Raw genomic sequence first — 26,649 nt, forward strand, 5'->3', positions numbered from 1 at the left:
ATGAGCAACGCGCTGTTCTATCACCTGACCCGCTCTCCGGCAGAGAACCTGTTGCCGGTGCTGATCGGCAAATCGCTGGCGGCGGGCTGGCGGGTGGAACTGCGCGGAACCGATCCGGACAGGATGGACTGGCTGGACCGTCAGCTTTGGCAGGGCGACGGGTTCCTGCCTCATGGGCTGGCGGGCGGGCCGCATGATGCGCGCCAGCCGGTGTTGCTGACCGTGCCGGGGCAGGCGGCGGCGAATGAGCCCGCCTGCCTGATGGCCCTGGACGGGGCGGAGATCTCGGGCGGGGAATGCGCCGGGCTGGAGCGCGCCTGCGTCATCTTCGACGGTGGAGATGCCGCTGCAGTTGCACGGGCGCGGGACCAGTGGAAGGCGCTGACCGGCGCGGGTGTGACCGCTGAATACTGGTCCGAGGAATCGGGACGGTGGGAGCGGAAACGCTAGGCCGGGGCCGGTTTTCGGGGCGACGGTTCATTGCGTCCCGCGATGGCCGGGGGCTGCCTGCCCCCGGACCCCCGGGGATATTTGGATGAAGAAGAAGGACGCGTATTGGTCGGTCGACTTTTTCCTCTGCCCCTTGAGCTGATCGCTCAGTTCATCGCAAGACCGGCGGGCCGTCTGTCCTGCCATGCAGATCCTCGACCCCCATGCGCAGACCGCGCCCGATCCGGTGGGCTAGCGCCGACCAGGCCGCGGCGGGTTCGGGCGGCAGGATGCGGTGGAGCGTTTCGTCGAAAAGCGCCAGCCAGAGCGGGAAATGCTCGGCCCGCACATCGCCTGCGGCCATATGCGCCAGCATCGGGCTGCCATCGTAGCCCGGATGGTAAAGGATCGCCTTCTTCCAGAAACGGCCGATCTTGGCCTCATGTGTGGACCAGTCCGAGACATGGCGCGCGAAGACCGGCCCCAGGACCTCGTGGCGGCGGATGGCGGCGTAGAAGACCTGTATCACGCGGTCGATCTGGTCCTCGGTCAAGTCGAGGCGCGGGGGCATCATCGGGCTGCTCCGGTCGTTGCGGTGACGGGCGGTGAGGATTGGGCCGGAACCTCTCCCGCCAGCGGAGGGATCAGCCGGCCCGCGACCAGCCGGGTCAGCCCATGCCGTATTCCCGGCAGGCGCGAGACGGGGGCGAGGATATGGTCGCGCAGCAGCGCCAGGCCGTCGAGCCGTGATTGGTACATGGGCGTGACGGTCGTGCTTAACCCTTGATAGAGCCGCACATGCCAGCGGCGCATGGCAGCATAGGCGGGTAGGGCATCCTCGACCGGCAGGGACCGCAGGGCGATGGCCAAGGCCTGCGCATCCAGAAGCGCCATATTCGCGCCCTGTCCCAGTTGCGGGCTGGCGCGATGGGCGGCATCGCCGATATGCGCCAATGCCGGGGCAAAGGGTCGCCGCAGCGTGCCGTGGCTGTAGCTGGCCGGGGTAAGCTGGTCATGGCTGGTGATGCTGGCGAGAAATGGTTCGATCTCGGGCCAAAGACTCAGCACCTCTTGACGCCAGGCTTCCAGTGGGGTTTCGCGCCAGCGGGGAATGTCCCTGGTCGGCAGCGACCAGAACACGGCGGCCATTGGGGTTGGGTCATCGGGCATCTGCCCGATCGGCAGGATTCCGGCCATTCGGCGCGCGCCGCGATAGCGCTGGCGCAACTGATCCCGCGACAGGTCATGGCCCCCGGGCCACGCAACGCTTGTCCAAAGCGCGCCATAGCCAAGCGGCCGCGCCCGCAGCGGCGAGATCGCCGAGCCCGCCCCGGCGGCATCGATGACCAGGTCGAAGGGACCGATATCGCGCCCGTCCTGCAGCGCGACCCGGCGGCGCGGGCCGTCTTGCGGCAGGTCGGACACGATGGCCGAGGTGATCAGCTCGATTCCGGACTTTTGCGCAAGCTGCCAGAGCAGGTGAAACAGGCTGGCACGATGCAGCGCGCGTCCGGGATCGCCCTGCGGATAGGCGACATCCAGCGCCAGCCGGTCGGCGCGCGCATCATGCCCCAGCATTCGCGTGATCGGAGAGGACAGGCGGCGGGCCTCTTCTCCCAATCCAAGATCGTCCAGCACGTTCAGCCCGACAGGCTGGATCACCAGCCCCGAGCCAAGCGGGCGCGGCGCGTCGAAACGCTCGAACAATGTCAGGCGATGACCGTCTCGGGCAAGCAGGGCGGCGGCGGCCAGGCCACCGATTCCGGCGCCGATGATGGCGATGTTCAGATTCATGGCGTATTGGTGGCCCGCGTGGCAGCCGGGCGCAAGGGGCCGGATTGACGCGGATCGTGGATCGCTGCTATCGGAACGCTTCCGGTCGCAGCCCACCCGGTCAAAACAGGAGCCCGAGATGAGCCATTACACCGACGCGCTGACCCAGCTTGGCGCCAGCAGCGAACTGCCGCAAAGCCCTGAAGAGGCGGTGCTGGAACGGGTGCCGAACCCGCAGCCGGGCGAGGTTTACGCAGTCCGCTTTACCCAACCGGAATTCACCAGCCTCTGCCCGATCACTGGCCAGCCCGATTTCGCCCATCTGGTGATCGATTACGTGCCGGGCGAATGGCTGGTCGAATCGAAATCGCTGAAGCTTTTTCTGGGCAGTTTCCGCAATCACGGCGCTTTCCACGAGGATTGCACGGTCGGCATCGGCAAGCGGCTGGTCGAGACTCTGTCCCCGCAATGGCTGCGCATTGGCGGCTACTGGTATCCGCGCGGCGGGATGCCCATCGACGTTTTCTGGCAGACGGGGGCGGCCCCCTCCGGGCTGTGGCTGCCCGATCAGGGTGTGCCGGGCTATCGCGGCCGCGGTTAGCTGCGCAGGGATCGCCACAGGCTGAGCGCCACATCGCCCAGATCGCCGATCCGCGCCAGAAGATGCTCGCCTTCGAGGCTTGATGAGGGGGCTTCGGCCTGATCCAGCCGCGTGAGCAGGCGCATCAGCCGGCGGCGATGCAGGCCGGTCGCAACCTGCAGCGGATCGGCGATCAGGCCTGCGAATGTCGTGACGATCGAGCCGATCATCGCAAGAATGACACCGGTCAGGATGATCTGCATGGGGGTAAGCTCGACCGGAAAGACGGCATACCACATCCGGCCCATGCCCCGCCCGAGCGTGAAATCCTCGATCGCGGTGGAATAGGCGCGCATCTCGGCCAGCGGACCGGTCAGCGAGATAATCCCCGGCGTTGCCCGGTCGAACAGCAGCAGCCCCGCAAGCAGGACCAGAAGAGAGGTGGTGATCTCGGCCACCGCATTGCGGGTCTCGGTGTGGCGGGCGATCTCTTGCCGGATGGTCTCTGGCCCGGCGCGGGGGCCGATGCCCCGCGTGGCGAGATGGTCGAGAAACCCGGTCAGATCGGTTTCGATCCGGCGCGCGATGTCGGATTTCAGGAAGATATGCCTGCCCGCGAGCCATGTCCCGGCGCGTTTGGCGCCCATCGCCGAAATGAACATCGCAAGAAGCCGGGTGAGCAGGAAAAGCGGCGCCAGCGCGACATTCAGCGGCGCCCTCAACAGGTCCAGCCCGAAAGCCGCGCGATGCAGCCTCAAGGTGCCGCTGATGCCATAGCGGGCGCGGGTGAAACGCGTGACCTCGGCCCGCCGCGCGGCGATGGTCTGGAGATCGGCAGAAGCGGTTTCGGGCATCACATATCCGCCAATTGGCCTTGTCGGCATTTCTGTATCAGGATTGGTGCGGGCGGCGGGAGTCGAACCCGCACGGGCTGGGCCCTAGCGATTTTAAGTCGCTTGTGTCTACCGTTCCACCACGCCCGCAATGACATGCCGCGCGAGGCGGCAGCTTGACCCGGATTGGCTAGCCAAGCTGCGGGGATTAATCAAGCGGAACCTGCAAGTTCCATGAAGACCGTTCAATAGCTGCGGGTGGGCCGGTCGAAGACCTTGCGCCCCATCAGCGAGCCGACCAGGTCGACCATCAGCTTGGCGGTGCGGCCGCGATCATCGAGGAACGGGTTGAGCTCGACCAGGTCCAGAGAGGTTACAAGGTTGGATTCATGTAATAATTCCATCACCAGATGCGCCTCTCGGAAGGTGGTGCCGCCAGGGACGGTGGTGCCGACCGCCGGGGCGATGGAAGGATCGAGGAAATCCACATCGAGCGAGACATGCAACATCCCGTTCGCGGCCGCCACGCGGTCGAGAAAGGCGCTGAGCGGTGCGGCGATGCCCTGCTCGTCGAGCACGCGCATGTCATTCACCATGATATCGGTTTCCTGCATGGCGCTGTATTCGGCCGGATCGACGCTGCGGATGCCGAACATGCAGATATTCCCGCCCGGGATCGGGTTGGGGAAGGGTGGCAGGGGCGCGAAACCGGGGCGGCCATTGGCATAAGCCATCGGAGTTCCGTGCAGATTTCCGGATGTGGTGGTCTGGATGCTGTGAAAATCGCTATGCGCATCCAGCCAGATCACGAATTGCGGACGGCTGATGCTGGCGGCGTGGGCGGCGACTCCGGCCACGCTGCCTAGCGCGAGGGAATGATCCCCGCCCATGATGATCGGCATGCCATCCGACAGGGCGGTGCTGGTCGCTTCACGCAAGGCATTGGTCCAGCTGACAATTTCAGGCAGGTGATGGATGGCGGGATTGTCGCAGCTCTCTTGTCCCGGGGGCGCGGGGGTGACATCGCCGCGATCCTCGACGCTATGGCCAAGCGTGGCTAGCGTATCCGCGATGCCCGCCACGCGATAGGCGGCGGGACCCATGAGGCAGCCGGGGCGGCGCTGCCCTTCGTCCACCGGGGCGCCGAGAAGGATGCAATGGGTCATCTGGATCTCCTTTCATCTGGGCTCATGATAAGCATGATCCGAGAGGCAACGCCACCGCGCGCTGCATCACGGGCAGGGGCGCAACGCATGACATGAATCACCCAGCAAATGCCGGGTTTCGGGCTGCACAAGGTATGCACCAATGATGCACGGCCCGTACACAGCGCGTACACAGGCGGCGCGCGCTGCAGTTACGGAAAATAAACTTCCCGAACCATTGCCTGCCCTCCCGCTCATGCCCGGAAACGAAGGATGGCTGGAACGCTTCACCCGCTCCAACCTCTTTCTTTTTCATGCAAATATCCCCGGGGGAGGCGCGCGGAACGCGCGGCGGGGGCGGGCAGCCCCCTTCAATATGACGGGCCATGATCCCGGCCATTTCCGTCAGATCGAGAAAGGCCCGCCTTGCAAGCGGGCCTTCCAGTGGTTCGGGTTTACGGCGTCAGCCCCTTTCGCCGAAAGACCTCCAGATCGCCGCGCCGATGACCGCGCCGAGGATCGGGGCGGCCCAGAACAGCCACAACTGACCAAGCGCCCAGCCATCGGCGAAGAGTGCCTGGCTGGTCGAGCGGGCAGGATTGACCGAGGTATTCGTGACCGGGATCGAGATGAGATGGATCAGCACCAGCGCCAATCCGATCGCGATGGGCGCGAAACCTGTTGGCGCGCGGCCATGGGTGACGCCCAGGATGACGATCAGGAAGAACGCGGTCAGAATCGTCTCGATGGTGAAGGCGGCGAGCAGCGAATAGCCGCCCGGCGAATGCGCGCCATACCCGTTTGCCGCAAAGCCTCCGGCCTCGAAGCCCGGCTTGCCCGAAGCGACAAGGTAGAGCGCGCCTGCCGCAAGGATCGCCCCGACCAGTTGCGCCGCGATATAAGGCAGCAGGCGGGCCAGCGGGAACCGCCCGGCGGCGGCAAGGCCGATAGAGATGGCGGGGTTGAAATGCCTTCCGGAAATGCCGCCGACGGCATAGGCCATGGTCAGAACGGTCAGGCCGAAAGCAAGCGAGACCCCGGTAAAGCCGATGCCGAGTTCCGGGTAGGCGGCGGCGAAAATGGCACTGCCGCAGCCTCCGAACACGAGCCAGAAGGTGCCGAGAGACTCGGCAGTCAGTTTCTTGAACATATGAAAATTCCGATCGTTAAAACACCGCGACATGCCCTGTCAGGGGTATGCGCGGAGTACTATTGACCCCGGAATTTTCGTTTTCGCAAGACGGAATGGCACGCTGCCGGAGGTTTCTTCGCGGTTATTCCCGCGCGCCCTTGAACCGCTCTTCCCATTCCACCCGCTGGTCGTCGGTGATCTTGGCGAACAGCACCTCGGGCACGGTGAAGGCATGGCGGCCCGGCTGCAGGGCGGCAAGCGCCTCTGCCACGTCGCCCGGCCAGTCGGCCAGATCGGTCCGCATCGCCTCCAGCATCGATTTCGAGGCAAAGGGGATGAACGGGGCTGACAGGACCGCGTAGAGCCGGATCAGGTTGAGGCCGAGCCGGACCTGCATCGCCGCCTTTTCCGGGTCGCTCTTGAAGGTTGCCCAAGGCGCCGCGCCCTGCAGATATTCATTGCCTAGCACCCAGATGGCGCGCAGCTCGGCGGCCGAGCGGCGGATCTCCATCCGGTCCATATGCCCCTCATAGGCGCGGATGCGGGTGGTCAGCGCCTCGATCAATGCTGTCTCGTCCGCGCCATATGCGCCGCCCTCGGGCACTGCCTCGCCGAATTTCGAGCGGCAGAACTTGGTGATCCGGCTGACGAAATTGCCCAGCACATCGGCGAGATCCTTGTTCACCGATTGCTGGAAATTCTCCCATGTGAACTCGCTGTCACCGGATTCGGGGGCGTGGGACAGCAGCCACCAGCGCCAGTAATCGGCGGGCAGGATCTCCAGCGCGTTATCCATGAACACGCCGCGCCCCTGCGAGGTCGAGAACTGCCCGCCATCATAGGTCAGGTAGTTGAAGGACTTGATGTAATCGACCATCTTCCACGGCTCGCCCGACCCGATCAGGGTGCAGGGGAAGGACAGTGTGTGGAAGGGCACATTATCCTTGCCCATGAACTGGGTATAGGTGACATCGCCTGCGCCCTCGTCCACGCGCCACCAGCCGCGCCAGTCGGCCTCGGCCCGGCCATTGGCATCGGCCCATTCGGCGGTGGCGCCGATATATTCGATGGGCGCGTCGAACCAGACATAGAAGACCTTGCCCTCCATGCCCGGCCAGTCCTGATTGCCGCGCTTGACCGGCACGCCCCAGTTCAGGTCGCGGGTAATGCCCCGGTCGCGCAGCCCGTCGCCGTCGGTCAGCCATTTCTTCGCGATCGAGGTGGTCAGGATCGGCCAGTCGGTCTTGGAATCGATCCAGTCGGCGATCTCGCCCTTGAGCGCCGATTGCCGCAAATAGAGATGCTTGGTCTCGCGCACCTCCAGGTTGGTGCTGCCGCTGATGGCCGAGCGTGGATCGATCAGGTCGGTCGGATCGAGTTGCTTGGTGCAATTCTCGCATTGATCGCCGCGCGCGCGCTCGTAACCGCAATTCGGGCAGGTGCCCTCGATATAGCGGTCGGGCAGGAAGCGGCCGTCATCGAGGGAATAGACCTGCTTCTCGCTGACCTCGCGGATATAGCCCGCATCGGCCAGCACTCCGGCGAAATGCTGGGTCAGGGCGCGGTTGCGCTCGCTGGAGGACCGCCCGTAATGGTCGAAGCTGAGGCCGAAGCCCCGCGCCAGCGCCGATTGCTCGCCATGCATCCGGGCGCAGTATTCGGCTACCGGCTCGCCGGTCTTGGCGGCGGCCAGCTCGGCGGGGGTGCCATGCTCGTCGGTGGCGCAGATGAACATCACCTCATGCCCGCGTCCGCGCAGGTAGCGCGCGTAAAGATCGGCGGGAAGCTGGGAGCCGACAAGGTTTCCCAGGTGCTTGATGCCGTTGATATAGGGCAGGGCAGAGGTGATGAGATGGCGGGCCATGAATGCGTCCTTTTGATCGACGCTTGTCTACCGGCCCCGCAAAGGAATTTCCAGCGCTTACGAGGGCTCTGCCGCGGCAAAAACCTCCTTGGCGGCAAAGAGGCCGTTCAGGGCGGCGGGAAAACCCGCATAGACCGAGATATGCATCAGTGTCTCGACGATTTCCTGCCGCGAGAGCCCGGTATTCAGCCCCGCCTGGATATGGACCTTCAGTTGCGGTTCGGCATTGCCCATGGCGGCAAGGGCCGAGATCGTGGCGAGTTCCCGGTCGCGGAGGGGCAGCCCCGGACGGGAATAGATATCGCCGAAGGGAAATTCGAGCAGGTAGGTCGCGAAATCCGGGGCGATATCGGCAAGGGCCTCGATGACGCGCTGCCCGCCTTCGCCATCGATCCGCGCCAATTGCCGCTTGCCCCGTTCAAGCCTTGTCTCGTTCCGTGTCGTCATGGTCAGCCCTGTCATTTGCATAGCTGGCGATCTTGTCGTCCAACACGGAAAGGGTGGCCGTCAGCGTGGCGATCTGCTGCGCGACCAAATCCCGGCGCGCCCGCAGGATCGCGGCCCGCTCGGCTTCGGTCCCGTCGCCCCGGCTTCGCAGTTTCGCATAGCGGAGCATCTCGCGGATCGGCATTCCGGCGGCTTTCATATGGCCGATGAATATGGTCCAGCGCAGCGCATCTGTCCCATAATCGCGATGCCCCGCCCCGTCCCGCTCCGCAGGTGGCATCAGCCCGATCCGCTCGTAATAGCGGATGGTATGCGGCGTCAGGCCGGAGCGTCGGGCGAGGTCGGCGATCTTCATGGCGTCCTTCTCGTGTCAGACGCGGAACAAGCTAGGGCTTCGAGCACACTCGAAGTCAAGCGCCATCTTGATGAAAGATCAAGGAGCAGGCAAATTGCCCGCCGCTTCTTCTTCATGCAAATATCCCGGGGGAAGCCGGCGTCAGCCGGATGGGGGCAGCGCCCCCGGCCGTCGCGGGACGCAAGGAGGCGGGTCTTACGATTCCGCTTCCTGCCGCTTGCCGAAAGCGTCGGGATTGTCGGCGCGCAGGCGCGGGAAGATCTCGGCGATCCGGCCCAGATGCCTTTCGCAGGCGGCGACGGCGCGATCCGCGTCGCGGGCATGCAGGGCCGCCATGATCTCGCGATGCTCGGCCAGTGCCTTGGGTGCGCCGAAGGACAGTGACAGGTAGCGCGCGCGATCCATGTGACCCTTGTTCTCCTTGATCAGCGTCCATGCGAATTCCAGGCCGGTATAGGCGCAGATATCGTGGTGAAACTGATCGTCCAGCGCGTGGAACTCGGCCCGCTGGTCGGCCTTGACCGTCGCGTCCTGCCGTTCGACCAACCGGTCCAGCGCCGCAAGATGATCCGCCGTCAGCCGTTCGGTGGCCCTGCGCAGGCAGGCGGTCTCCAGCGCCAGCCGGATGAACTGCGCCTGCAGGATCGATTCCTCGGAAATCGCGGTGACGATGGTGGCGCGCTGCGGGCGGATCTCGATGAAACCCTGTTGCGAGAGCCGGTAGAAGGCATCCCGCACCGGCTGCCGCGAAACGCCCATCTTCGCGGCTACCTCGGCCTCGGACAGGCGGGTTCCGGGCGGCAGGCTGAGATCGATTACGCGCTTGTACAATTCCTCGAAGATCTGGTCGGTCACCGTGCGTGGGCGCAGATCGTCCAGTGTCGGCAGCCCGTGATGGGGCGGTGTGTTCTGTGACGGCATGGCGAACTGCTCCGGTTGACCCAACTTGTAAACTAGCATATTAGCAGACTCGCGAGAGGGCAAGTGAGTCGGGGAGGACGCATGGCTTTGCTGGACGAGGACCGGTTATTTCCTGCCGAGGGCCGCGCCCGTGATCTGGCCCGCACGCTTCATGCCGAGATCCGCGACCTGCCGATCATCAGCCCGCATGGCCATACCGATCCGCGCTGGTTTGCCGAGGACGCGGCTTTTCCCGATCCCGCCCAGCTTTTCGTGACACCGGATCACTACGTTTTCCGCATGCTCTGCTCGCAGGGGGTGGACCTGGCCGATTTGGGCGTGCCCCGCGCCGATGGCGGCCCGGTCGAGACGGACGGGCGCAGGATCTGGCGGCTCTTCGCCAGCCATTACCACCTGTTCCGGGGCACGCCGTCGCGGATGTGGCTGGATCATTCCTTTCAGCATGTCTTCGGCATCGACCGGCGGCTGACGGCGGAAACGGCGGATTGGTATTACGACCATATCGCCGATTGCCTCGCCCGACCGGAATTCCGCCCACGCGCCCTGTTTAAGCGTTTCGGTATCGAGGCGATCGCCACGACCGAGGCGGCGACCGACGATCTGCGCTGGCACCGGATGATCCGCGAATCGGATTGGGACGGGCGGGTGATCACCGCCTATCGTCCCGATGGCGTGATTGATCCCGAGATGGGTGGTTTCGCCGATAACATCGCGCTGATGGGGCAACAGACTGGGTTCGACACCGCGACATGGCAGGGTTACCTGGATGCCCATCGCGCGCGGCGGGCCTATTTCAAGGAATTCGGCGCGACCTCGTCGGATCACGGCCATCCTTCGGCCCGGACCGAGGATTTGCCGCAGGCCGAAGCGGCGGGGCTGTTCCAGAAGGCGCTGCGCGGGGAATGCTCGGCTGAAGAGGCGGATGCCTTCCGCGGCCATATGCTGACCGAGATGGCGCGGATGAGCCTTGAGGACGGGCTGGTGCTGCAGATCCATCCCGGCTCGCGGCGCAACCATTCCGATCAGGTGATGGCGATGTTCGGGCGCGACAAGGGGTTCGATATTCCCGGCCGCACCGATTACGTCACCGCCCTGCGCCCGCTGCTGAACGCGGTGGGGATGCGCTCTGATCTGACGGTGATCCTGTTCACGCTGGACGAGACATCCTATTCGCGCGAATTGGCGCCACTGGCCGGGGTCTATCCCTGCCTGCGCCTTGGCCCGGCATGGTGGTTTTACGACAGCGCCGAGGGAATGCGCCGGTTCCGCGAGATGACGACCGAGACGGCGGGTTTCTACAATACCGTCGGTTTCAACGACGACACGCGCGCCTTCTGTTCGATCCCCGCCCGGCATGATGTCGCGCGGCGGGTGGACTGCGCTTATCTTGCCACGCTGGTCGCGACCGGGCGGCTGGCCGAGGACGAGGCGCATGAGCTGGCGCGTGACCTGACATACGAGCTCGCGAAACGGGCCTACAGGCTTTGAACTTCACATAGGGAGGAAACAAAATGAAGTTCCTGACGACGACAATGGCCGGATTGCTGGCATCCGCCGCTTTGGCGACGGCTGCGGCTGCGGAATGCGAAACGACCCTGCGGTCATCGGACACCCATCCCGACGGGTACCCGACCGTCGAGGGCGTCAAGGCGATGGCCGAGGAGGTCAAGGAAAAGACCGAGGGCCGGATCTGCATCGAGGTCTTCCCCTCGGCGCAGCTGGGCGAAGAGAAGGACACGATCGAACAGACCCAGTTCGGGGTGATCGACATGGTCCGCGCCTCTTTCGGGACGTTCAACGATATCGTGCCGGTGACGCAGCTTTTCTCGCTGCCCTACCTGTTCCGCTCGGAAGAGCATATGCATAACGTTCTCGACGGTCCCATCGGCGAAGAGGTGGGCGCGAAATTCGGGGAGCACGACCTCGTCGCGCTGGCCTATTACGATGGCGGGGCGCGCAGCTTCTACAATTCGCAGAAACCCATCGAATCGATCGAGGATCTTGCGGGGATGAAGTTCCGCGTCATGCAGAACGATGTCTTCGTGGACATGATGGACGCGCTTGGCGCCAATGCCACGCCCATGCCATATGGCGAGGTCTATTCATCGATCCAGACCGGGGTGATCGACGGGGCCGAGAACAACTATCCCAGCTATGACAGTTCGGGTCATGCCGAGGTGGCGAAATATTTCACGCTGGACCAACACCTGATGGTGCCGGAAGTGGTGGCCGTTTCGAAGATAACCTGGGACAAGCTGTCGCCCGAGGACCAAGAGATCATGCGCGAGGCCGCCCGGAATTCGGCGGAGTTGCAGCGCCAGCTCTGGGCCGATCAGGAAGCCGCTTCCGAGGAAAAGGTGGTCGAGGCCGGGTCCGAGATCATCAAGGAAATCGACAAGACCCCCTTCATCGAGGCGATGGCACCGGTTTACGAGAAATACGTAACCTCGCCCGAAGATCAGGATCTGGTTGAACGGATACAGGCAACCGAGTGATCGCAGCGCTGCCCGCGGGTTTCCCGCGGGCGGCATTCCCATCGGAGGGCAGGTGATGCGTGACGCGTTGGTAAAGCTGGCCGGATGGACCGGCGCGCTGGCCCGGGCCGGGCTGTGGATCGCGGGCGTGGGGCTGGTGCTGATGACGGCATTCGTCTTTGCGCAGGTCTGTTTCCGTTATCTTCTGGGCAGCAGCCTGTTCTGGGCCGAGCCGGCCAGCGTCATGCTGATGGGCTGGTTCATCTTTCTCGGCGCGGCGGTTGGCGTGAAAGAGGGTTATCACCTGTCATTCGACGTGGGCCTGATGGTCGTGCCGGAAAGCTGGCGGGCATGGTTTCACAGTCTCTCCGATATCGTGGTCGTGGCCTTCGGCTTTGGCATGACCTGGTTTGGCGGGCAATTGGCCGCCAAGGCGGCGAGCGGAGAGATCCCTGGTCTCGGCATTTCGCGGCTATGGGATTTCGCCCCGCTGATGGCTGGAGGGGTTCTGCTGATGCTGTTCTCGATCGAACGGATCCTGCGTCGCGCGGCGGGGCTGCGCACCCTGCGCTTTGGCGACGATGCCGATGACGACCTGCCGGAACCCGACCGGCAAAACGGAGCGTGAACCGATGGAATACTGGATTCTTTTCGGCAGTTTCACCGGGCTGCTGCTGATCGGCACGCCGGTCGCCTTCTGCCTTGGTGCGGCAAGCTTTTTCACCGTGCTCTACCTGGGCCTGCCGCCGGTGGTGGTGTTCCAGCGGCTGAATTCCGGGATCTCGGTCTTTGCGCTGATGGCCATTCCCTTCTTCATCTATTCCGGCGACCTGATGGTGCGCGGCGATATCGCCCGCAGGCTGGTGGCGCTGGCGGGCAGCGTGGTCGGCCATATGAGGGGCGGGCTGGGGCAGGTGAATATCATCGCCTCGCTGATGTTCGGCGGCGTGTCCGGCTCTGCCGCCGCCGATGCCTCGGCTGTCGGCGGGCTGATGGTGCCGCAGATGAAGAAGCGCGGATATGATGTTGATTATGCGGTGAATATCACCGTTGTCAGTTCGATCATCGCGCTGATGATTCCGCCATCGCATAACATGATCATCTATTCCATCGCTGCGGGCGGACGGCTGTCCATCGCCGATCTGTTCACCGCCGGGATCATTCCGGGGATGTTGCTGGCGCTGATGCTGATGACCGCCGCCTGGTGGGTCGCCCGCAAGAAGGGTTACCCGACCGAGCCTTTCCCCGGCCTGCGCATGATGGGCGTGCTATTCGTCTCGGCGCTGCCCGGCCTGATCCTGATCGCGATCATCTTCGGCGGGGTGCGCTCGGGTATCTTCACCGCCTCGGAAAGCTCGAATATCGCGGTGGTCTATGCGCTGCTGATCACTGCGCTGGTCTATCGCAGCCTGCCATGGAGCGAATTCGTCGAGGCGACCAAGGGTGCGGTCCGCACCACCGCGATGGTGCTTCTGGTGATCGGCTGCGCGGCCTGTTTCGGCTGGCTGCTGGCCTATCTGAAAGTGCCGGCGCAACTGGTCGAGTTCCTGCAGAACGTATCGAACAACCCGCTGGTGATCCTGCTCTTGATGAACCTCATCCTGCTGATCCTGGGCACATTCATGGACATGTCGCCGCTGATCGTCATCACCACGCCGATCTTTTTGCCGGTGGCGCAGGCGTTCGGGGTCGATCCGGTGCATTTCGGGGTGATCCTGATCCTGAACCTTGGCATCGGGCTGTGCACGCCGCCGGTGGGCGCGGTGCTGTTCGTCGGCTGCGCGGTAGGCAGGATCAGCATCTGGCAGGCGATGCGCACGATCTGGCCATTCTATGGCGCGGCAGTGCTGACCCTGATGCTGGTGACTTACATACCCGCCCTTTCCCTTTGGCTGCCCTCGGTGTTCAGATGAGCGATCCTATCCGTACCGTCCTTGCCCATGCGCCCGAATTGATGGTCGTCCGCTTTGCCTTCAGGGCGGGCGACCGGGGCGCGCCGCATAGTCATCCACATGTGCAATCGACCTATGTCCGCACGGGCCGTTACCGTTTCACCATGGATGGCCGCGAGTTCGAGGTCGGGCCGGGCGATGCCTTCGTGATCCCCTCGGGCGCCGAGCATGGCTGCCTGTGCCTTGAGGAGGGGGAATTGATCGACAGCTTCACCCCGCGCCGCGACGATTTTCTGTGAAGGATGCGGGAAGATTTTGAAATGACCTCGATTCTTCCGGATCAATTACTGCGTCGCCGCTATATCCCCGCGCGGCCCTGTCCGCCCGTTTGATCCGCCACAGATGAATTCCGCCAGATTACAGGAGCGAACATGACACATGTCGAAACCCGCCACGCGATCCATCCCGAACATGCCAAGGGCATGGACACTACCACTCTGCGCCAGCATTTCCTGGCCGAGGGGATGTTCGCCGATGGCGAGATCCGGCTGGTTTACACGCATTACGACCGTTTTACCCTTGGCGCCGCCGTACCCAAGGGCAAACCGCTGACGCTGGACCGGATCGAAGAGACCAAGACCCCGAATTTCCTTGACCGGCGCGAGATGGGGATCGTCAATATCGGCGGTCCGGGCCGGGTCGAGGCGGCCGGGCAGGGCTGGGACATGGCGCAAGGGGACGTGCTTTACCTGGGCATGGGCTCTGGCCCGGTGACCTTCTCGGGCGAGGGGCGGTTCTATATCACCTCGGCCCCCGCGCATCGCGAATTGCCCTGCCGCCTGGTGACGGTGGATGAGGCGAAAGAGGTCAAGCTGGGCGCGGTCGAGACCTCGAACAAGCGGACCATCCGCCAGTTCATCCATCCGCTGGTGATGGAAAGCTGCCAGCTTGTGCTGGGCTACACGACGCTGGAGGATGGCTCGGTCTGGAACACCATGCCCGCGCATATCCATGATCGCCGGATGGAGGCCTATCTTTACTGGGGGATGGAGCCCGAGGCCCGTGTCCTGCACCTGATGGGCGATCCGCAAGAGACGCGGCACATGTTCGTTGCCAATGAGCAGGCGGTGATCTCTCCGACATGGTCTATCCATTCCGGCGCGGGGATCGGCGGCTATACCTTCATCTGGGCGATGGCCGGGGATAATGTCGATTTCACCGATATGGACTTCATCCAGCCGGAGGATTTGCGGTGACAGCCTTTTCGCTGGAGGGACAGGTCGCGCTGGTGACCGGCGCGAATACCGGGATCGGGCAGGCGATTGCGGTGGCGATGGCGCAGGCCGGGGCCGAGGTGATCGCCGCCGGGCGGCGCGATTGCGACGAGACGCTGGCGCTGATGGGCTCGGGCCGGACCATGCGCCTGGATTTCACTGATCCGATGGCGGCGCGGGATGTCTTTGCCGCTGAGCGCATCGATATCCTGGTGAACAATGCCGGTATCATTCGGCGCGAGGATGCGGTGGAGTTCTCCGAGGCCGATTGGGACGACGTCATGGACGTGAACCTGAAGGCCCTGTTCTTCACATGCCAGGCATTCGCGAAGGCGGCTTTGCCGCGCGGGCGGGGCAAGATCGTCAATATCGCCTCCCTGCTCAGTTTCCAGGGCGGCATCCGGGTGCCCTCCTACACGGCCAGCAAGCATGGGGTGGCGGGGCTGACCAGGCTGATGGCGAATGAATGGGCGGCGCGGGGGCTGAACGTGAACGCGATCGCGCCGGGCTATATCGAGACGAACAACACGCAGGCCCTGCGCGCCGATCCCGACCGCTCGAAATCGATCCTCGAGCGGATCCCGGCGGGGCGTTGGGGCAAGCCCGAGGATATCGGCCAGACGGCGGTGTTCCTGGCCGCGCCGGCCTCGGATTACGTCAACGGGGCGGTGCTGAATGTCGATGGAGGATGGCTTGCGAGATAGGCTTTACCGCGAACCCGAAGATACGCCCGCGGGCATCGTGCATCTGGGGCTTGGCGCGTTTTTCCGCGCCCACGGTGCGATCTATATCGCCGAGGCGATGGCAAAATCCGGCGGCGATTGGGGCATCACCGGCGTGTCGCTGCAATCCCCTGGCACCCGCGACCGGCTGCGCCCGCAGGGTTGGGCCTATACCGCGCTGGAGCTTGGCCCCGAAGGCGAGAAGCCGCAGGTCGTCAGCGTGCTGCGCGAAGTGCTGGTCGCGCCCGAGGACCGGCAGGCGGTGCTGGACGTGATGGCCGCGCCGCAGGTCAGGATCGTCAGCCTGACCGTGACCGAGAAGGGCTATTGCCATGAACCCTCGACCGGGCGGCTGAATCGTGCGCATCCCGATATCCGTCACGATCTGGCCGAGCCGCTGCCGAAATCCGCGCCGGGATTCCTTGTGCGGGCCTTGCAGGCGCGAAGGGCTGCGGGGCTGCGGCCATTCACGGTGCTGTGCTGCGACAACCTGCCGGAAAACGGTCATGTCGTGCAGGGTGTGGTGCTGGAGCTTGCCCGGCTGATCGACCCGGCGCTGGCCGATTGGGTCGAGGCCGAGGGCGCGTTTCCCTCGACCATGGTGGACCGGATCGTGCCCGCGACCAGCCCCGCCGATCTGGACCGGTTGGAGGCATTGACCGGCACGCGCGACGAGGCCCCGGTGATGCACGAGCCCTTCCGGCAATGGGTCGTCGAGGATCGTTTCGTCGATGACGCCCGCCCTGACCTCGCATCGGTCGGTGTGCAGATGGTCGAGGATGTGACGCCTTTCGAGCATATGAAGCTGCGGATGCTGAACGGCACCCATTCCTCGCTGGCCTATCTGGGTTATCTCGCGGGATATGAGACCATCTCCGACACGGTCGCCGATCCGGAGTTCTCTGCTTTCGTGCGGGGGCTGTGGCAGGAAGAGATCATTCCCGCGCTGACCCCGCCCCCCGGCGTAGATCTGGCGGCTTACGCGGATGCGCTGCATGACCGCTATGCCAATCCCGCAATTCGCCACCGGACATGGCAGATCGCCATGGATGGCAGCCAGAAACTGCCGCAGCGGATCCTCGGCACAATTGCCGAGGCGCGGGCGGCGGGCCGGGCGGTGCCGGGGCTGACCTTGGCGGTGGCGGCATGGATGCGCTATGTTTCGGGCCGCGACGAGGCCGGGCAGCCCATCGAGGTCAAGGACCCGCTTGCGCCCCGGCTGGCAGAGCTGTGGCAGGCGGACCCGGCGCGGACCGTGCGGGGTTTCCTTGCGCTGGCCGAGGTCTTTCCCCCTGCCTTGCGCGACGATGCGGGCTTCGCCGATGACCTGACGGCCGCATTGTCGGGGCTGATCGAAAAGGGCGCCAAGGCGATGATAGAAGAGAGTGTGAATGCCTGAACCCCTGATCCTCAACCCGGCCGATAATGTGGCGATCCTGACCGAAAAGGGCATCGCTCCGGCCGGTCACAAGATCGCCCGCAAGGATATCGCGACGGGCGAGGCGGTGGTGAAATACGGGCAGGTCATCGGCTATGCCTCTGCGCCCATTGCGCAGGGCGCGCATGTCCACAGCCACAACTGCGCCTTTGGCGACCATGGCCGCGACTATCAGCCCGGTGCGGGCCTCGAGGCGGCGCGGGCAGCGCTTGCCCGGCACCCGGCTTCGGGGCTGGAATTCCAGGGCTATCACCGCGAGGGCGGGCAGGTCGGCACGCGCAACTATATCGCGCTGGTCTCGACGGTGAATTGCTCGGCCACGGCGATCCGCCGCGCTGCCGAGGAATTGCGGGTCGAGGGGGCCATGGCGGATTTCCCCAATGTCGATGGCGTCGTGGCGCTGGCGCATGGCTCGGGCTGTGGCATGGCCGATAGCGGGCCGGGATGGCGGGCGTTGCAGCGCGTGCTGACCGGCCATGCGGGGCATCCCAATGTCGCCGCCGCGCTGTTCGTCGGGTTGGGCTGCGAGGTCATGCAGATTTCCCGCATGAAACAGGAGCTGGGCGCTGCTGCCCGGTTCCATGGGCTGACCATCCAGGAAAACGGCGGCACGCGCCGGACCATTGATGCGATCAAGGCGCGGGTGCGCGAGATGCTGCCGCAGGTGAACCGCGCCCGCCGCGCACCGGCCCCGGCAAGCGCGCTGAAGATCGGGCTGCAATGCGGCGGCTCGGACGGGTTCTCGGGCATTACCGCCAATCCTGCCCTTGGGCTGGCGAGCGATATGCTGGCGGCGCAGGGTGCGTCGCTCGTGCTGTCCGAGACGCCCGAGATCTATGGCGCGGAACGGTTGCTGCTGGATCGCGCAACCTCGGGCGAAGTTGCGGACAAGATGCTCGAACGGCTGCGCTGGTGGGAGGATTACACCGCCAGGAACGGCGCCTCGCTCGACAATAACCCCAGCCCCGGCAACAAGGCCGGTGGGCTGACGACGATTCTCGAGAAATCGTTGGGCGCGGTGGCAAAAGCCGGGACCGCGCCCCTCGAGGCGGTGCTGGAATATGCCGAACCGATCACCGCGCCGGGGCTGAATTTCATGGATACGCCGGGTTACGATCCGGTTTCGGCCACCGGGCAGATCGCGGGCGGCGCGCAACTGATCGTGTTCACCACCGGGCGCGGTTCGGCTTTTGGCTCGAAACCCGCGCCGACGATCAAGCTGGCCACGAATGACCGGCTGTTCGAGGCAATGGCCGACGACATGGATCTGAATTGCGGCGATATCCTGTCGGCGGGGGTGAGCCTCGAGGACAAGGCGCGGCAGATTGTCGAGCTGATCCTTGCCACCGCTTCGGGCCATGCCAGCAAAAGCGAGGCCCTGGGGTTGGGAGACAATGAGTTCCTGCCGTGGCAGATCGGCGCGGTTGTTTGACGGGCTGCCGCATTTTTCGGCGATGCGGTGCAGAACATGTCAGGGGTCGGTCGTTCTCAAGACAGGGCGATGACAATTCCGCCGACTGGATCATTCGCCCCCTGACAAACCCCGCCGGAATGCCTAGTTTCACCGCATGAGCGCCTCTCTCACCCTCACCACCCATCCTGCCATCTCGGAGATCCCAGCGGAAATCTGGGACGGGCTGGCCGGTGATCATCCTTTCACCAGCCATCGTTTCCTCGATGCGCTGGAGCAATCCGGATCGGTCGGGCCGGGAAGCGGCTGGCAGCCGCTGCATCTGACAGTCGAAAGCGATGGCCGGATCGTCGGCGCCGCGCCGCTTTACGCGAAATCGCATAGCCAGGGGGAATATATCTTCGATCACGCATGGGCGCAGGCCTATATGCGGGCAGGCGGGCGCTATTACCCCAAGCTGCAATGCACGGTGCCCTTTACCCCGGTGACCGGGCCGCGCCTGTTATCGCCCGATCCGGCTGTGCGGCAGGCGCTGTTGTCGGGGATGGCGCAGGTCGCGGAGCGCGCCGGCTGCTCGGGCGCCCATGTGACCTTCTGCACCGCGGAAGAGGCCAGGCTGGGCGAAGAGGCAGGGTTCCTGCCGCGCGTCACCCAGCAATTCCACTGGCTCAACCGCGATTACGACAGTTTCGACGCATTCCTGGCCGAACTGTCATCGCGCAAGCGCAAGGCGCTTCGCAAGGAACGGCAGCGCGCGCAGGGCTTTGGCGGCACCATCCGGCAACTGGCCGGCGACGATCTGCGGCCCGAGCATTGGGACGCGTTCTGGGGTTTCTACCAGGACACTGGCAATCGCAAATGGGGCCAGCCCTACCTGACCCGCGGTTTTTTCGATCTTGTGCAGGAAACCATGCGCGATGATGTTCTGCTGGTGCTGGCCGAACGTGACGGGCAGCCCATCGCGGGGGCGCTGAATTTCATCGGTCCGGACGCGCTTTACGGCCGCTATTGGGGCTGTGTCGAGGATCACGCCTTCCTGCATTTCGAGCTATGCTACCATCAGGCCATCGACTACGCCATCGCGCATGGCCTGTCCCGCGTCGAGGCCGGGGCGCAGGGCGAGCACAAGCTGGCACGCGGTTACCTGCCGGTCGAGATCCACTCGCTGCACTGGTTGCGCGAGGAAGGCTTCCTGCGTGCGGTGGCCGATTACCTCGACCAGGAGCGGGACGCGATGGGCGAAGAGATCGAGATGCTCACCGATTGGGGGCCGTTCCGCAAGGATGGGTAGAGCTTCGGCTTCCTGTGCCGCTTGCAGTTCCGGGTGATTTCCGAATGATGGGGCAAGGCTGGATGGAGCGTTCGAACATGATGATTTTCTTCGCAATCCTGGTGGGGATCGTTGCGGGCCCGCTGCTTGCGCTTGCCACGAGATCGCCTGCACAACGCAAGGTTTTTGCCAGGCGCGAGGAAAAATTCCGTCAGGGCAATGGCCGAGACCCGAACCGGGCGCTGTTCGGACCTCACAAGCCTTTCTGGTGGAATGCGCTGATTTGGGGTGCGGTTTTCGCCGCCATTTTCGCCATGATCGGCCAAACGACCCCGATGTGAGGTCTTCCCGGCCTCAGACCGGATCGCCATCCTGCTGCAAGAATGCCACCGGATCGGCGATGCCATGCGCGGCCAGCGCCGCCAGTGCAGTCACGCGCCCCGGCCGGTCCGGTACGGGATCGGCTTGCCACGGGACCGCTCGAAACTTCGCGATTGCTTCCTTGTCGAAACGATGAAGCTGCGCCCCGGCCAATACCAGCGCCAGATACCAGTCGAAGGCGGCCAGCCCCTGCACGGGGTTCGGCGCGATATAGGTCACGGTATCAAGGCTTTGCCCGTCATGACGAACCCTGAAATCGTCAAGCCGGTCATATCCGCGCCCGACGCCTTCGGCCCGATCCAGCGCCGCCAGATCCTTCGGGTCCAGGGCGAATAACACCCCCGATGCCGCGCCCTCTGCCACAACCAGCGTCGCCTTGGCGGACCCGTCCATTCCGTGCTTGGCAAAGCGAACCCCGTATCCGGGCACATCTGCGCGACCGATCAGTTTCGCCGAAGGACAGCGCGCCGCAAGCCGCGCCGGCAACATGTTCGAGCCATAGGCGAAATAGAAGATGCTCATGCGATCTCACCAATCGTATTCGGATCGGCTGAATCCAACCTTATTCCTTCTTCTTCATGCAAATATCCTCTGGGGGTCCGGGGGGCGAAGCGCCCCCGGCCATCGCGGGACGCATTCCCGCCCCATGCCTCTTCAGGCTTTTTCCAGCAGGGCCTCTCCGGCGCTGACGCTGCACTGGCCCGGCGAATTCTCGACATCGATCACCTCGAGCTTGCCGTCCTTCAGCAATGCGGCAAAGCGCTTGCAGCGGCCGTAAAGCCCGGCGGGCGGGGCGTCGAAGTTCAGCCCGAGCGCCTTGGTCACGCTGCCATCGGCATCGGCCAGAACCTCGATCCCCGCATCTGGCGCGCCGGTCGATTTGGCCCATGCGTCGCAGACGAAGGGATCGTTGACCGTCAGGCAGATGATCCGGTCCACCCCTTTGGCGCGGAACTGGTCGGCGGTGCGGATGAAGCTGGGCATATGGGCATTCGTGCAGGTGCCGGTGAAGGCGCCCGGAAGGCCGAAGATCGCGACCCGCCCCTTGGCCAGATCGCCCGTATCGACCGCTTCGGGGCCGCTTTCGCCGACGCGCAGAAGCTTGCCTTGGGGAAAATCGTCGCCTGTCGAAATGCTCATTGCCTGTCCTCCATGAATTGCATTGGATTCGGCCTGACTATAGGTTGCAACCCGGCGACAAACCAGATGCGGAAAGGCGGCGTGATGCGGATCGTGATCCTCGGGGCGGGGCAGGCGGCAGCCTCGATGGCGGCGCGGCTCAGGACCAATGGCCATGACGGGCCGCTGACCGTGATCGGGGCGGAATCCGCCGCGCCCTATCAGCGCCCGCCGCTCTCCAAGGCCTATCTGTTGGGCGAGATGGGCGTCGACCGGCTGGTCCTGCGCGCACCCGAATGGTGGCGGGAGCAGGGGATCGAGTTGCGGCTGGAGGAACGCGCCACCTCGATCGACCGCGAGAGCCGCAGGGTGACCACGGATCGGGGAGAGGTCGAATATGATGCGCTGGCGCTGACCTTGGGCGCCTCGCCTCGCCGCCTGCCGGTGGAAATCGGTGGAGACCTGCCGGGGGTCCATGTCATCCGCAACCTGTCCGATGTGGACCTGATGGCACCGGAAATGCAGCCCGGCCATCGGCTGGTGGTGATCGGCGGCGGCTATATCGGGCTGGAGGCCGCTTCGGTGGCGCGCAAGCTGGGACTGGAGGTCACGCTGGTCGAGGCCGCGACGCGTATCCTTGGCAGGGTGGCCGCGCCCGAGACCGCGGAGATGATCCGGGATCTGCACCGCGCGCATGGTGTCGAGATCATCGAGGCCGCGGCGGTTACCCGCCTGACCGGCGACGAGCGGGTGACGGGTGTCGCATTGGGCGATGGCCGGACGTTGCCTGCCGACCTGGTCGTGACCGGGATAGGGATCACGCCGGAAACGGCTCTGGCAGGGGATGCGGGGCTGGCGCTCGACAACGGGATCGCCACGAACGAATACGGGCAAAGCTCGGACCCGGCGATCTGGGCTGCGGGCGACTGCGCCAGCTTTCCCTGGCGCGGCGGGCGCGTCCGGCTGGAAAGCGTGGGCAACGCCATCGACATGGCCGAGACCGTGGCGGATAATATCTGCGGTGCGGCAAAATCCTATGCTGCCAAACCGTGGTTCTGGTCGGATCAGTTCGACGCCAAGCTGCAGATCGCCGGTCTTGGCACGGATTACGACCGGATCGTTACCCGGCCGGGCGACGGGACGCATGGCGGCTCGGTCTGGTATTTCTCGGGCGCCGAGTTGCGGGCCGTCGATGCCCTGAACGATGTCCGCGCCTATATGATCGGCAAGCGCCTGATCGAGGCGGGGCGGTCTCCCGATCCCGATCTCATCCCCGGCACTCCCGATCTCAAGGCGCTGCTTGCATGAGGATCGTCGGCGGCACGTTTAGGGGGCTGAAACTGGCGGATCTGGGGCAGGGGGATGCGGCTGCCCATCTGCGCCCGACGACTGACCGGGTGCGCGAGGCGGTGTTCAACCTGCTGATCAATGGTAATCATGGCAACCCCGTTCCGAATGCCCGCGTGCTGGACCTGTTCGCGGGAACCGGTGCCCTGGGGCTGGAGGCATTGTCGCGTGGTGCGGATCACGTGACCTTCGTGGATAACGGGCCCAGGTCGCAGGCGCTGATCCGTGCCAATGCCGAACGCGCGCGGGTGACGGACAGGGTCGAGATCCGACGGGGAGATGCCACGAAACTAGGGGTGAATGCCGGGACGTCCTACGGGGTGATCTTCCTCGACCCGCCCTATGGGAAGCGCTTGGGCGAGAAGGCCGTCATCTCTGCACTCGAAGGCGGATGGGTCGCCCCCGATGCGATGATCATCTGGGAGGAGGCGCGAGCTCCGGAAATTCCGGCGCCGCTTGTACTGATAGATCAGCGCAAATATGGCGACAGTATCATCAGCCTTGCGAGAATTCAGGAAGAGGGCTGAGCCCGGTTTGGGGGATGCGCGGGAATTGCCGCTATTCCCTTTGCCCGAGTAATTGCGCTGCAGGCAGAATTAAGGAGAGATTGTCGAGTGCCGTCTGGACGAAATCGTCGGCCGCACCCGATGCCCATCTTTGGGTGGCATCATTGGTGGCGGCGATGATCGCCGAGGACAGGATATGGATAAGCCGGGGATCCGTGTCGGGCAACCTGCGCGAAAGTAGTTCCGCCATCCTGCCGCGCCGAGCCAGCATGGCATTGTTGCGCAGGGCCATCAGCTTGGGATCGGTCTCACTGAGCCGTAACAGATGCCCCAGCATTTCGCGCTCATCCAGGAAGCGCGATATATGCGCGGTGATCAGGATCTCGAGATCCTCAAGCAGATTGCCATGGCTGTTCACGAAGATCTCAGTGGCATCCTCGGGATAATCCGGGGAAGGCCCCATGAGGGCGGCTTCCTTATACGGGTAATAATTGAAGAAGGTCCGCGCGCTGACGCCGGCCGCGCAAGAGATCGCCTCGGTGGTGATGTTGTTCAGCCCGTCCCTGACGGCAAGTTCGATCGCTGCGGCTTGAAGTTTCTTTGCGATGCGGTGGCGTCGGCCTGATGGCAGGGTCATGAACTTTCTCGAATATTTCTAAGCGCCGCCGAGCCGGGACTGCGACCTATTCAAGGTCACAGACTACGCGAGCCCTGTCAACGCAGGAGAGATATCTGACCAGTGGGATAGCTAAAATGTCCCGGCTGATCGCCGGAACGATGCGCTTCCGGAAACGGCAGCGCATCAGGAAAGGCGTATTCGAGGGCGGTGTTGCTCAGGAGCCCCAGCTACGAACCTGACCGCAATCCATATGCACGAAGTTCGAGCGCGAGTATTTCCCAACGCCGCCCGCCTTGCACGAGACAGCCGCCTTGAACATCTGGTTGACCGAACGCGATTTCAGCCGCAGATCCGCAGCCTTGCCGGTCATGTGCAGCGAGTTCCTGGCCACGCCCGACGAGCGCCGGCGCAGCATCGCATTGGTCTGCGGCGAGCGGTAGCCCGACAGCATCATGTAAGGTTCGTTGGTCTGCAACAACCGATGCGAGGCCGCCGCGACGTCAATGGCCCGCGGATCGATTCCGATCGCCGTGCCGGTGCGCCAGTCACGCATGAAGATGTTGATTTCGTTCAGCGCCTCGCGGATATATTTGCCGTCGACCCAGTAAACGGTGTCGATGCTTTCGCCCGTGCGACCGTTATACATCCGGATACGCCGGATATCGCCCGATCCGCGCAAGAAGCCAAACGCATTGGCCATCACTGGTGCAGCCGCGACTGTGGTCGCCGCAAACACGCCCAGTATCCCGCGCCGGGAAAAAAGTTCCGTTGTCATGTCAGATCGCCTGTCCTGCTTCGTTCTACTGGCCGCGTTTCTGCGGCTTCTTGAGAGATATCCCCAGATGCTTAACAATATGTCAAAATTCCGTTCATGTAGAAACTAATTTGTTCCGGCCGAGTTAATTTGCGGAAGGTATCGGCGAAAAATTGCCGATACCGCGATCTGTTGCTCATAGGTTGCGGGTTGTGGTGATTTTGCAACTGACGCGAAAGGATGTTGCTGGCACCGCATGACAACCAATGGACCATGGGCAGGGGCGATGGCAAAAATAGTACATAATTGATGAGGTTTCGATGCGGCGTTTTGAGTTCAAGGCCCTCGCGGTTTCGGTCATGGTCTTTGGCTGCGCGCAGGGCGTGGCTGCGCAGTCTCCCGCGCTTCAGGGTGGGGCAGCGACTGTGGCGATGGCGCCACGCCTGCATTTTTCGCCCGACGAGATGGCATTGGCCGAGGCGGTGGCAAGCCATCCCTCATTGGCGGCCTTCTATGGCGCGAACGAGTTGAAGCCGATTTTCACGGGGCCGGAAGGCGAAACTCTTCGCAAGGCCCTGCGCGATACGATCTCGGCGATGCCCGCGCATGGCATTCCCGCGTCACGTTACCGCCCGCAGGCGCTTGCCGGGGCTGGTCAGGATTTCGCGGCCGAGATGCTGCATGCCCGTATCCTTGCGCGGCTGATCCGTGATCTGACCGGCGGCATGATCGATCCCGCCGAGGTGCCGGGCATTCACCGCGAAGTGACCCGTCCTTCGATCGCGAAGCTGATGAACGAGTTTGCGGCGCATGACGATCCCGCGGGGTTCCTGGCGGGATTGGCGCCGCAGAACAGGGCCTACAAGGCGTTGCAGGCGGTCTTGCGGGAAAGAACTTCCCTGACTCCTTCCGCGGATTTGCCCAAGGCGCCCGAGGCGGTCTGGCGCGTGGGAATGCAGGGCGAGGGGGTCTTGCCGCTGCGCCGGCGCCTGGCAAGCATCGGCTTCGATGCCGCCGCCACGCAGCCCCGGCTTTATGACGAGGCGCTGTCGCAAGCCGTGTCCCGCTATCAGGAGGCGGTTGGGCTGAGGCCCGATGGCGTGGCCGGGCCGAACACGATCCGGCGGCTGAACTCGGACGGTGCGGATGCGCGAAGCCGCGCTGTCCTCGTCGCGCTGGAGCGGATGCGCTGGATGGGCGGCGAGGATCTGGAAGATCGGCTGGTCTGGGTCAACATCCCCGAATTCACCGCGCGGATCATGGAGAATGACGAGGAGGTCTTCCGCACCCGCGCCGTCGTCGGCAAGACCGCGTCGGATATGCAGACGCCGGAATTCTCGGATCAGATGGAATATGTGGTGGTCAATCCGCGCTGGAACGTGCCGCGCTCGATCACCGTCAAGGAATATCTGCCCAAGCTGAAGGCGAACCGACATGCGGTTTCGCATCTCGATGTCATAGACGGCAATGGCAATGTCGTACCGCGCGACAATATCGATTTCGCCCGCTACACGGAATCCAGTTTCCCCTATCGGATGCGGCAAAAACCGAGTGGTGACAATGCCTTGGGGTTGGTGAAGTTCATTTTCCCCAACCGCTGGAACATCTATCTGCACGACACTCCGACGAAATATCTCTTTGCCAAGCAGCAACGCGCCTATTCGCATGGCTGCGTCCGGATCGGCGATCCTTTCGATCTGGCCTATCAGCTATTGTCGTCGCAGAGCAGTGATCCGCGAGCGGTATTCCACCGTGCGCTGGATAGCGGGCGCGAGACATGGCTGCATCTCAAGCCGAACGTGCCGGTGCACCTGGTCTATTTTACCGCCTTTCCGGACGAGACGGGACAAATCCGCTATTTCAACGATATATATGGGCGTGACGCCGCGATCTGGGCGCGGATGGAAAAGGCTGCTCTGGATTTGGGCGCGTAAAGGGATTAAATCGCTCCCGAAAGGGTGCA

At 64.0% G+C, this 26,649-nt stretch carries 29 protein-coding genes and 1 tRNA gene; 16 read left to right on the plus strand and 14 right to left on the minus strand.

Going from position 1 to position 26,649, the window contains the following annotated elements; genetic code table 11:
* A complete protein-coding gene (locus JHX88_RS07155; RefSeq protein ID WP_076527127.1) occupies positions 1–450 on the plus strand; it encodes a DNA polymerase III subunit chi in 450 nt (149 codons plus the stop codon).
* Positions 451–601: 151 nt separating this feature from the next.
* Here the strand turns inward: JHX88_RS07155 and JHX88_RS07160 are convergent, their stop codons facing one another.
* Positions 602–1,003, minus strand: coding sequence for a group III truncated hemoglobin (locus JHX88_RS07160; RefSeq protein ID WP_076527126.1), 402 nt, complete (start codon positions 1,001–1,003; stop codon positions 602–604).
* A complete protein-coding gene (locus tag JHX88_RS07165; RefSeq protein WP_076527125.1) occupies positions 1,000–2,223 on the minus strand; it encodes an FAD-dependent oxidoreductase in 1,224 nt (407 codons plus the stop codon). The genes JHX88_RS07160 and JHX88_RS07165 overlap by 4 nt, the downstream gene beginning before the upstream one ends.
* A gap of 118 nt (positions 2,224–2,341) precedes the next feature.
* Here JHX88_RS07165 and queF point away from each other — a divergent pair, with 118 nt between their 5' ends.
* A complete protein-coding gene (queF, locus tag JHX88_RS07170) occupies positions 2,342–2,803 on the plus strand; it encodes a preQ(1) synthase (RefSeq protein ID WP_076527124.1) in 462 nt (153 codons plus the stop codon).
* Here the strand turns inward: queF and JHX88_RS07175 are convergent.
* From JHX88_RS07175 to JHX88_RS07210, 8 genes are all read right to left on the minus strand, one after another.
* The gene (locus JHX88_RS07175; RefSeq protein ID WP_076527123.1) at positions 2,800–3,636 is read right to left on the minus strand and encodes a DUF6635 family protein; all 837 of its coding nucleotides are present in this window, start codon (positions 3,634–3,636) and stop codon (positions 2,800–2,802) included. The genes queF and JHX88_RS07175 overlap by 4 nt on opposite strands.
* Positions 3,637–3,680: 44 nt before the next feature.
* Positions 3,681–3,765, minus strand: a tRNA-Leu gene (locus JHX88_RS07180).
* A gap of 95 nt (positions 3,766–3,860) precedes the next feature.
* Positions 3,861–4,781, minus strand: coding sequence for an arginase (gene rocF, locus JHX88_RS07185; protein WP_076527122.1), 921 nt, complete (start codon positions 4,779–4,781; stop codon positions 3,861–3,863).
* Positions 4,782–5,223: 442 nt separating this feature from the next.
* Positions 5,224–5,910, minus strand: coding sequence for an aquaporin Z (gene aqpZ / locus JHX88_RS07190; protein WP_076527121.1), 687 nt, complete (start codon positions 5,908–5,910; stop codon positions 5,224–5,226).
* Between the two features lie 124 nt (positions 5,911–6,034).
* The gene (gene metG, locus JHX88_RS07195) at positions 6,035–7,756 is read right to left on the minus strand and encodes a methionine--tRNA ligase (protein WP_076527120.1); all 1,722 of its coding nucleotides are present in this window, start codon (positions 7,754–7,756) and stop codon (positions 6,035–6,037) included.
* A gap of 57 nt (positions 7,757–7,813) precedes the next feature.
* Positions 7,814–8,203: a carboxymuconolactone decarboxylase family protein gene (locus JHX88_RS07200; RefSeq protein ID WP_076527119.1), complete on the minus strand. Its 390-nt coding sequence runs from the start codon at positions 8,201–8,203 to the stop codon at positions 7,814–7,816.
* Positions 8,175–8,558 carry a MerR family transcriptional regulator gene (locus tag JHX88_RS07205; RefSeq protein ID WP_076527118.1) on the minus strand — a complete coding sequence of 128 codons (384 nt, stop codon included), beginning with the start codon at positions 8,556–8,558 and terminating at the stop codon, positions 8,175–8,177. The genes JHX88_RS07200 and JHX88_RS07205 overlap by 29 nt, the downstream gene beginning before the upstream one ends.
* Before the next feature lie 195 nt (positions 8,559–8,753).
* The gene (locus tag JHX88_RS07210; protein ID WP_076527117.1) at positions 8,754–9,479 is read right to left on the minus strand and encodes a GntR family transcriptional regulator; all 726 of its coding nucleotides are present in this window, start codon (positions 9,477–9,479) and stop codon (positions 8,754–8,756) included.
* 81 nt (positions 9,480–9,560) lie between these two features.
* Between JHX88_RS07210 and uxaC the strand changes: the two genes are divergently transcribed.
* The 11 genes from uxaC (at position 9,561) to JHX88_RS07265 (ending at position 20,301) form a co-directional block, all read left to right on the plus strand.
* Positions 9,561–10,967: a glucuronate isomerase gene (gene uxaC, locus JHX88_RS07215; protein ID WP_076527116.1), complete on the plus strand. Its 1,407-nt coding sequence runs from the start codon at positions 9,561–9,563 to the stop codon at positions 10,965–10,967.
* Positions 10,968–10,990: 23 nt separating this feature from the next.
* On the plus strand, positions 10,991–11,974 hold the full coding sequence (locus JHX88_RS07220) for a TRAP transporter substrate-binding protein (RefSeq protein ID WP_076527115.1): 984 nt from the start codon (positions 10,991–10,993) through the stop codon (positions 11,972–11,974).
* A gap of 55 nt (positions 11,975–12,029) precedes the next feature.
* On the plus strand, positions 12,030–12,581 hold the full coding sequence (locus JHX88_RS07225; protein ID WP_076527114.1) for a TRAP transporter small permease: 552 nt from the start codon (positions 12,030–12,032) through the stop codon (positions 12,579–12,581).
* Between the two features lie 4 nt (positions 12,582–12,585).
* A complete protein-coding gene (locus JHX88_RS07230; protein WP_076527113.1) occupies positions 12,586–13,866 on the plus strand; it encodes a TRAP transporter large permease in 1,281 nt (426 codons plus the stop codon).
* On the plus strand, positions 13,863–14,144 hold the full coding sequence (locus JHX88_RS07235) for a cupin domain-containing protein (protein ID WP_076527112.1): 282 nt from the start codon (positions 13,863–13,865) through the stop codon (positions 14,142–14,144). The genes JHX88_RS07230 and JHX88_RS07235 overlap by 4 nt, the downstream gene beginning before the upstream one ends.
* A gap of 132 nt (positions 14,145–14,276) precedes the next feature.
* Positions 14,277–15,101, plus strand: a complete 825-nt coding sequence (gene kduI, locus JHX88_RS07240; RefSeq protein WP_076527111.1) for a 5-dehydro-4-deoxy-D-glucuronate isomerase — start codon at positions 14,277–14,279, stop codon at positions 15,099–15,101.
* Positions 15,098–15,823, plus strand: a complete 726-nt coding sequence (gene kduD / locus JHX88_RS07245) for a 2-dehydro-3-deoxy-D-gluconate 5-dehydrogenase KduD (RefSeq protein WP_272848208.1) — start codon at positions 15,098–15,100, stop codon at positions 15,821–15,823. The genes kduI and kduD overlap by 4 nt, the downstream gene beginning before the upstream one ends.
* The gene (locus tag JHX88_RS07250; protein WP_076528513.1) at positions 15,801–17,240 is read left to right on the plus strand and encodes a mannitol dehydrogenase family protein; all 1,440 of its coding nucleotides are present in this window, start codon (positions 15,801–15,803) and stop codon (positions 17,238–17,240) included. Before kduD ends, JHX88_RS07250 begins: the two co-directional genes overlap by 23 nt.
* On the plus strand, positions 17,233–18,711 hold the full coding sequence (locus JHX88_RS07255; protein WP_076528511.1) for a UxaA family hydrolase: 1,479 nt from the start codon (positions 17,233–17,235) through the stop codon (positions 18,709–18,711). Before JHX88_RS07250 ends, JHX88_RS07255 begins: the two co-directional genes overlap by 8 nt.
* Positions 18,712–18,847: 136 nt before the next feature.
* Complete coding sequence (locus tag JHX88_RS07260; RefSeq protein WP_076528510.1) at positions 18,848–19,981, plus strand: GNAT family N-acetyltransferase; 1,134 nt, start codon at positions 18,848–18,850, stop codon at positions 19,979–19,981.
* Between the two features lie 77 nt (positions 19,982–20,058).
* Positions 20,059–20,301, plus strand: a complete 243-nt coding sequence (locus JHX88_RS07265; protein ID WP_141225936.1) for a hypothetical protein — start codon at positions 20,059–20,061, stop codon at positions 20,299–20,301.
* A 13-nt stretch (positions 20,302–20,314) separates the two neighbouring features.
* Here JHX88_RS07265 and JHX88_RS07270 read toward each other — a convergent pair whose 3' ends face one another.
* Positions 20,315–20,863 (minus strand): gamma-glutamylcyclotransferase family protein, encoded by a 549-nt coding sequence (locus JHX88_RS07270; protein WP_076528506.1) that lies wholly within the window; start codon positions 20,861–20,863, stop codon positions 20,315–20,317.
* 132 nt (positions 20,864–20,995) lie between these two features.
* Positions 20,996–21,481, minus strand: a complete 486-nt coding sequence (locus JHX88_RS07275) for a peroxiredoxin (RefSeq protein WP_076528504.1) — start codon at positions 21,479–21,481, stop codon at positions 20,996–20,998.
* An 84-nt stretch (positions 21,482–21,565) separates the two neighbouring features.
* Here JHX88_RS07275 and JHX88_RS07280 point away from each other — a divergent pair, with 84 nt between their 5' ends.
* Together JHX88_RS07280 and rsmD are read left to right on the plus strand one after the other, a co-directional pair.
* The gene (locus JHX88_RS07280) at positions 21,566–22,768 is read left to right on the plus strand and encodes an NAD(P)/FAD-dependent oxidoreductase (RefSeq protein ID WP_076528502.1); all 1,203 of its coding nucleotides are present in this window, start codon (positions 21,566–21,568) and stop codon (positions 22,766–22,768) included.
* A complete protein-coding gene (gene rsmD / locus JHX88_RS07285) occupies positions 22,765–23,334 on the plus strand; it encodes a 16S rRNA (guanine(966)-N(2))-methyltransferase RsmD (RefSeq protein ID WP_076528500.1) in 570 nt (189 codons plus the stop codon). The genes JHX88_RS07280 and rsmD overlap by 4 nt, the downstream gene beginning before the upstream one ends.
* A 31-nt stretch (positions 23,335–23,365) precedes the next feature.
* On the opposite strand, the gene JHX88_RS07290 is transcribed toward rsmD, so the two are convergent.
* Both JHX88_RS07290 and mepK read right to left on the minus strand, forming a co-directional pair.
* A complete protein-coding gene (locus JHX88_RS07290) occupies positions 23,366–23,950 on the minus strand; it encodes a TetR/AcrR family transcriptional regulator (protein WP_076528498.1) in 585 nt (194 codons plus the stop codon).
* 196 nt (positions 23,951–24,146) lie between these two features.
* The gene (gene mepK, locus JHX88_RS07295) at positions 24,147–24,707 is read right to left on the minus strand and encodes a peptidoglycan L,D-endopeptidase MepK (RefSeq protein WP_076528496.1); all 561 of its coding nucleotides are present in this window, start codon (positions 24,705–24,707) and stop codon (positions 24,147–24,149) included.
* A 299-nt stretch (positions 24,708–25,006) separates the two neighbouring features.
* Here mepK and JHX88_RS07300 point away from each other — a divergent pair, with 299 nt between their 5' ends.
* Positions 25,007–26,620: a L,D-transpeptidase family protein gene (locus tag JHX88_RS07300; RefSeq protein WP_084203311.1), complete on the plus strand. Its 1,614-nt coding sequence runs from the start codon at positions 25,007–25,009 to the stop codon at positions 26,618–26,620.
* The last annotated feature ends 29 nt before the right edge of the window (positions 26,621–26,649 follow it).

It is taken from the genome of Paracoccus saliphilus (genome assembly GCF_028553805.1).
Taxonomy (GTDB): domain Bacteria; phylum Pseudomonadota; class Alphaproteobacteria; order Rhodobacterales; family Rhodobacteraceae; genus Paracoccus; species Paracoccus saliphilus.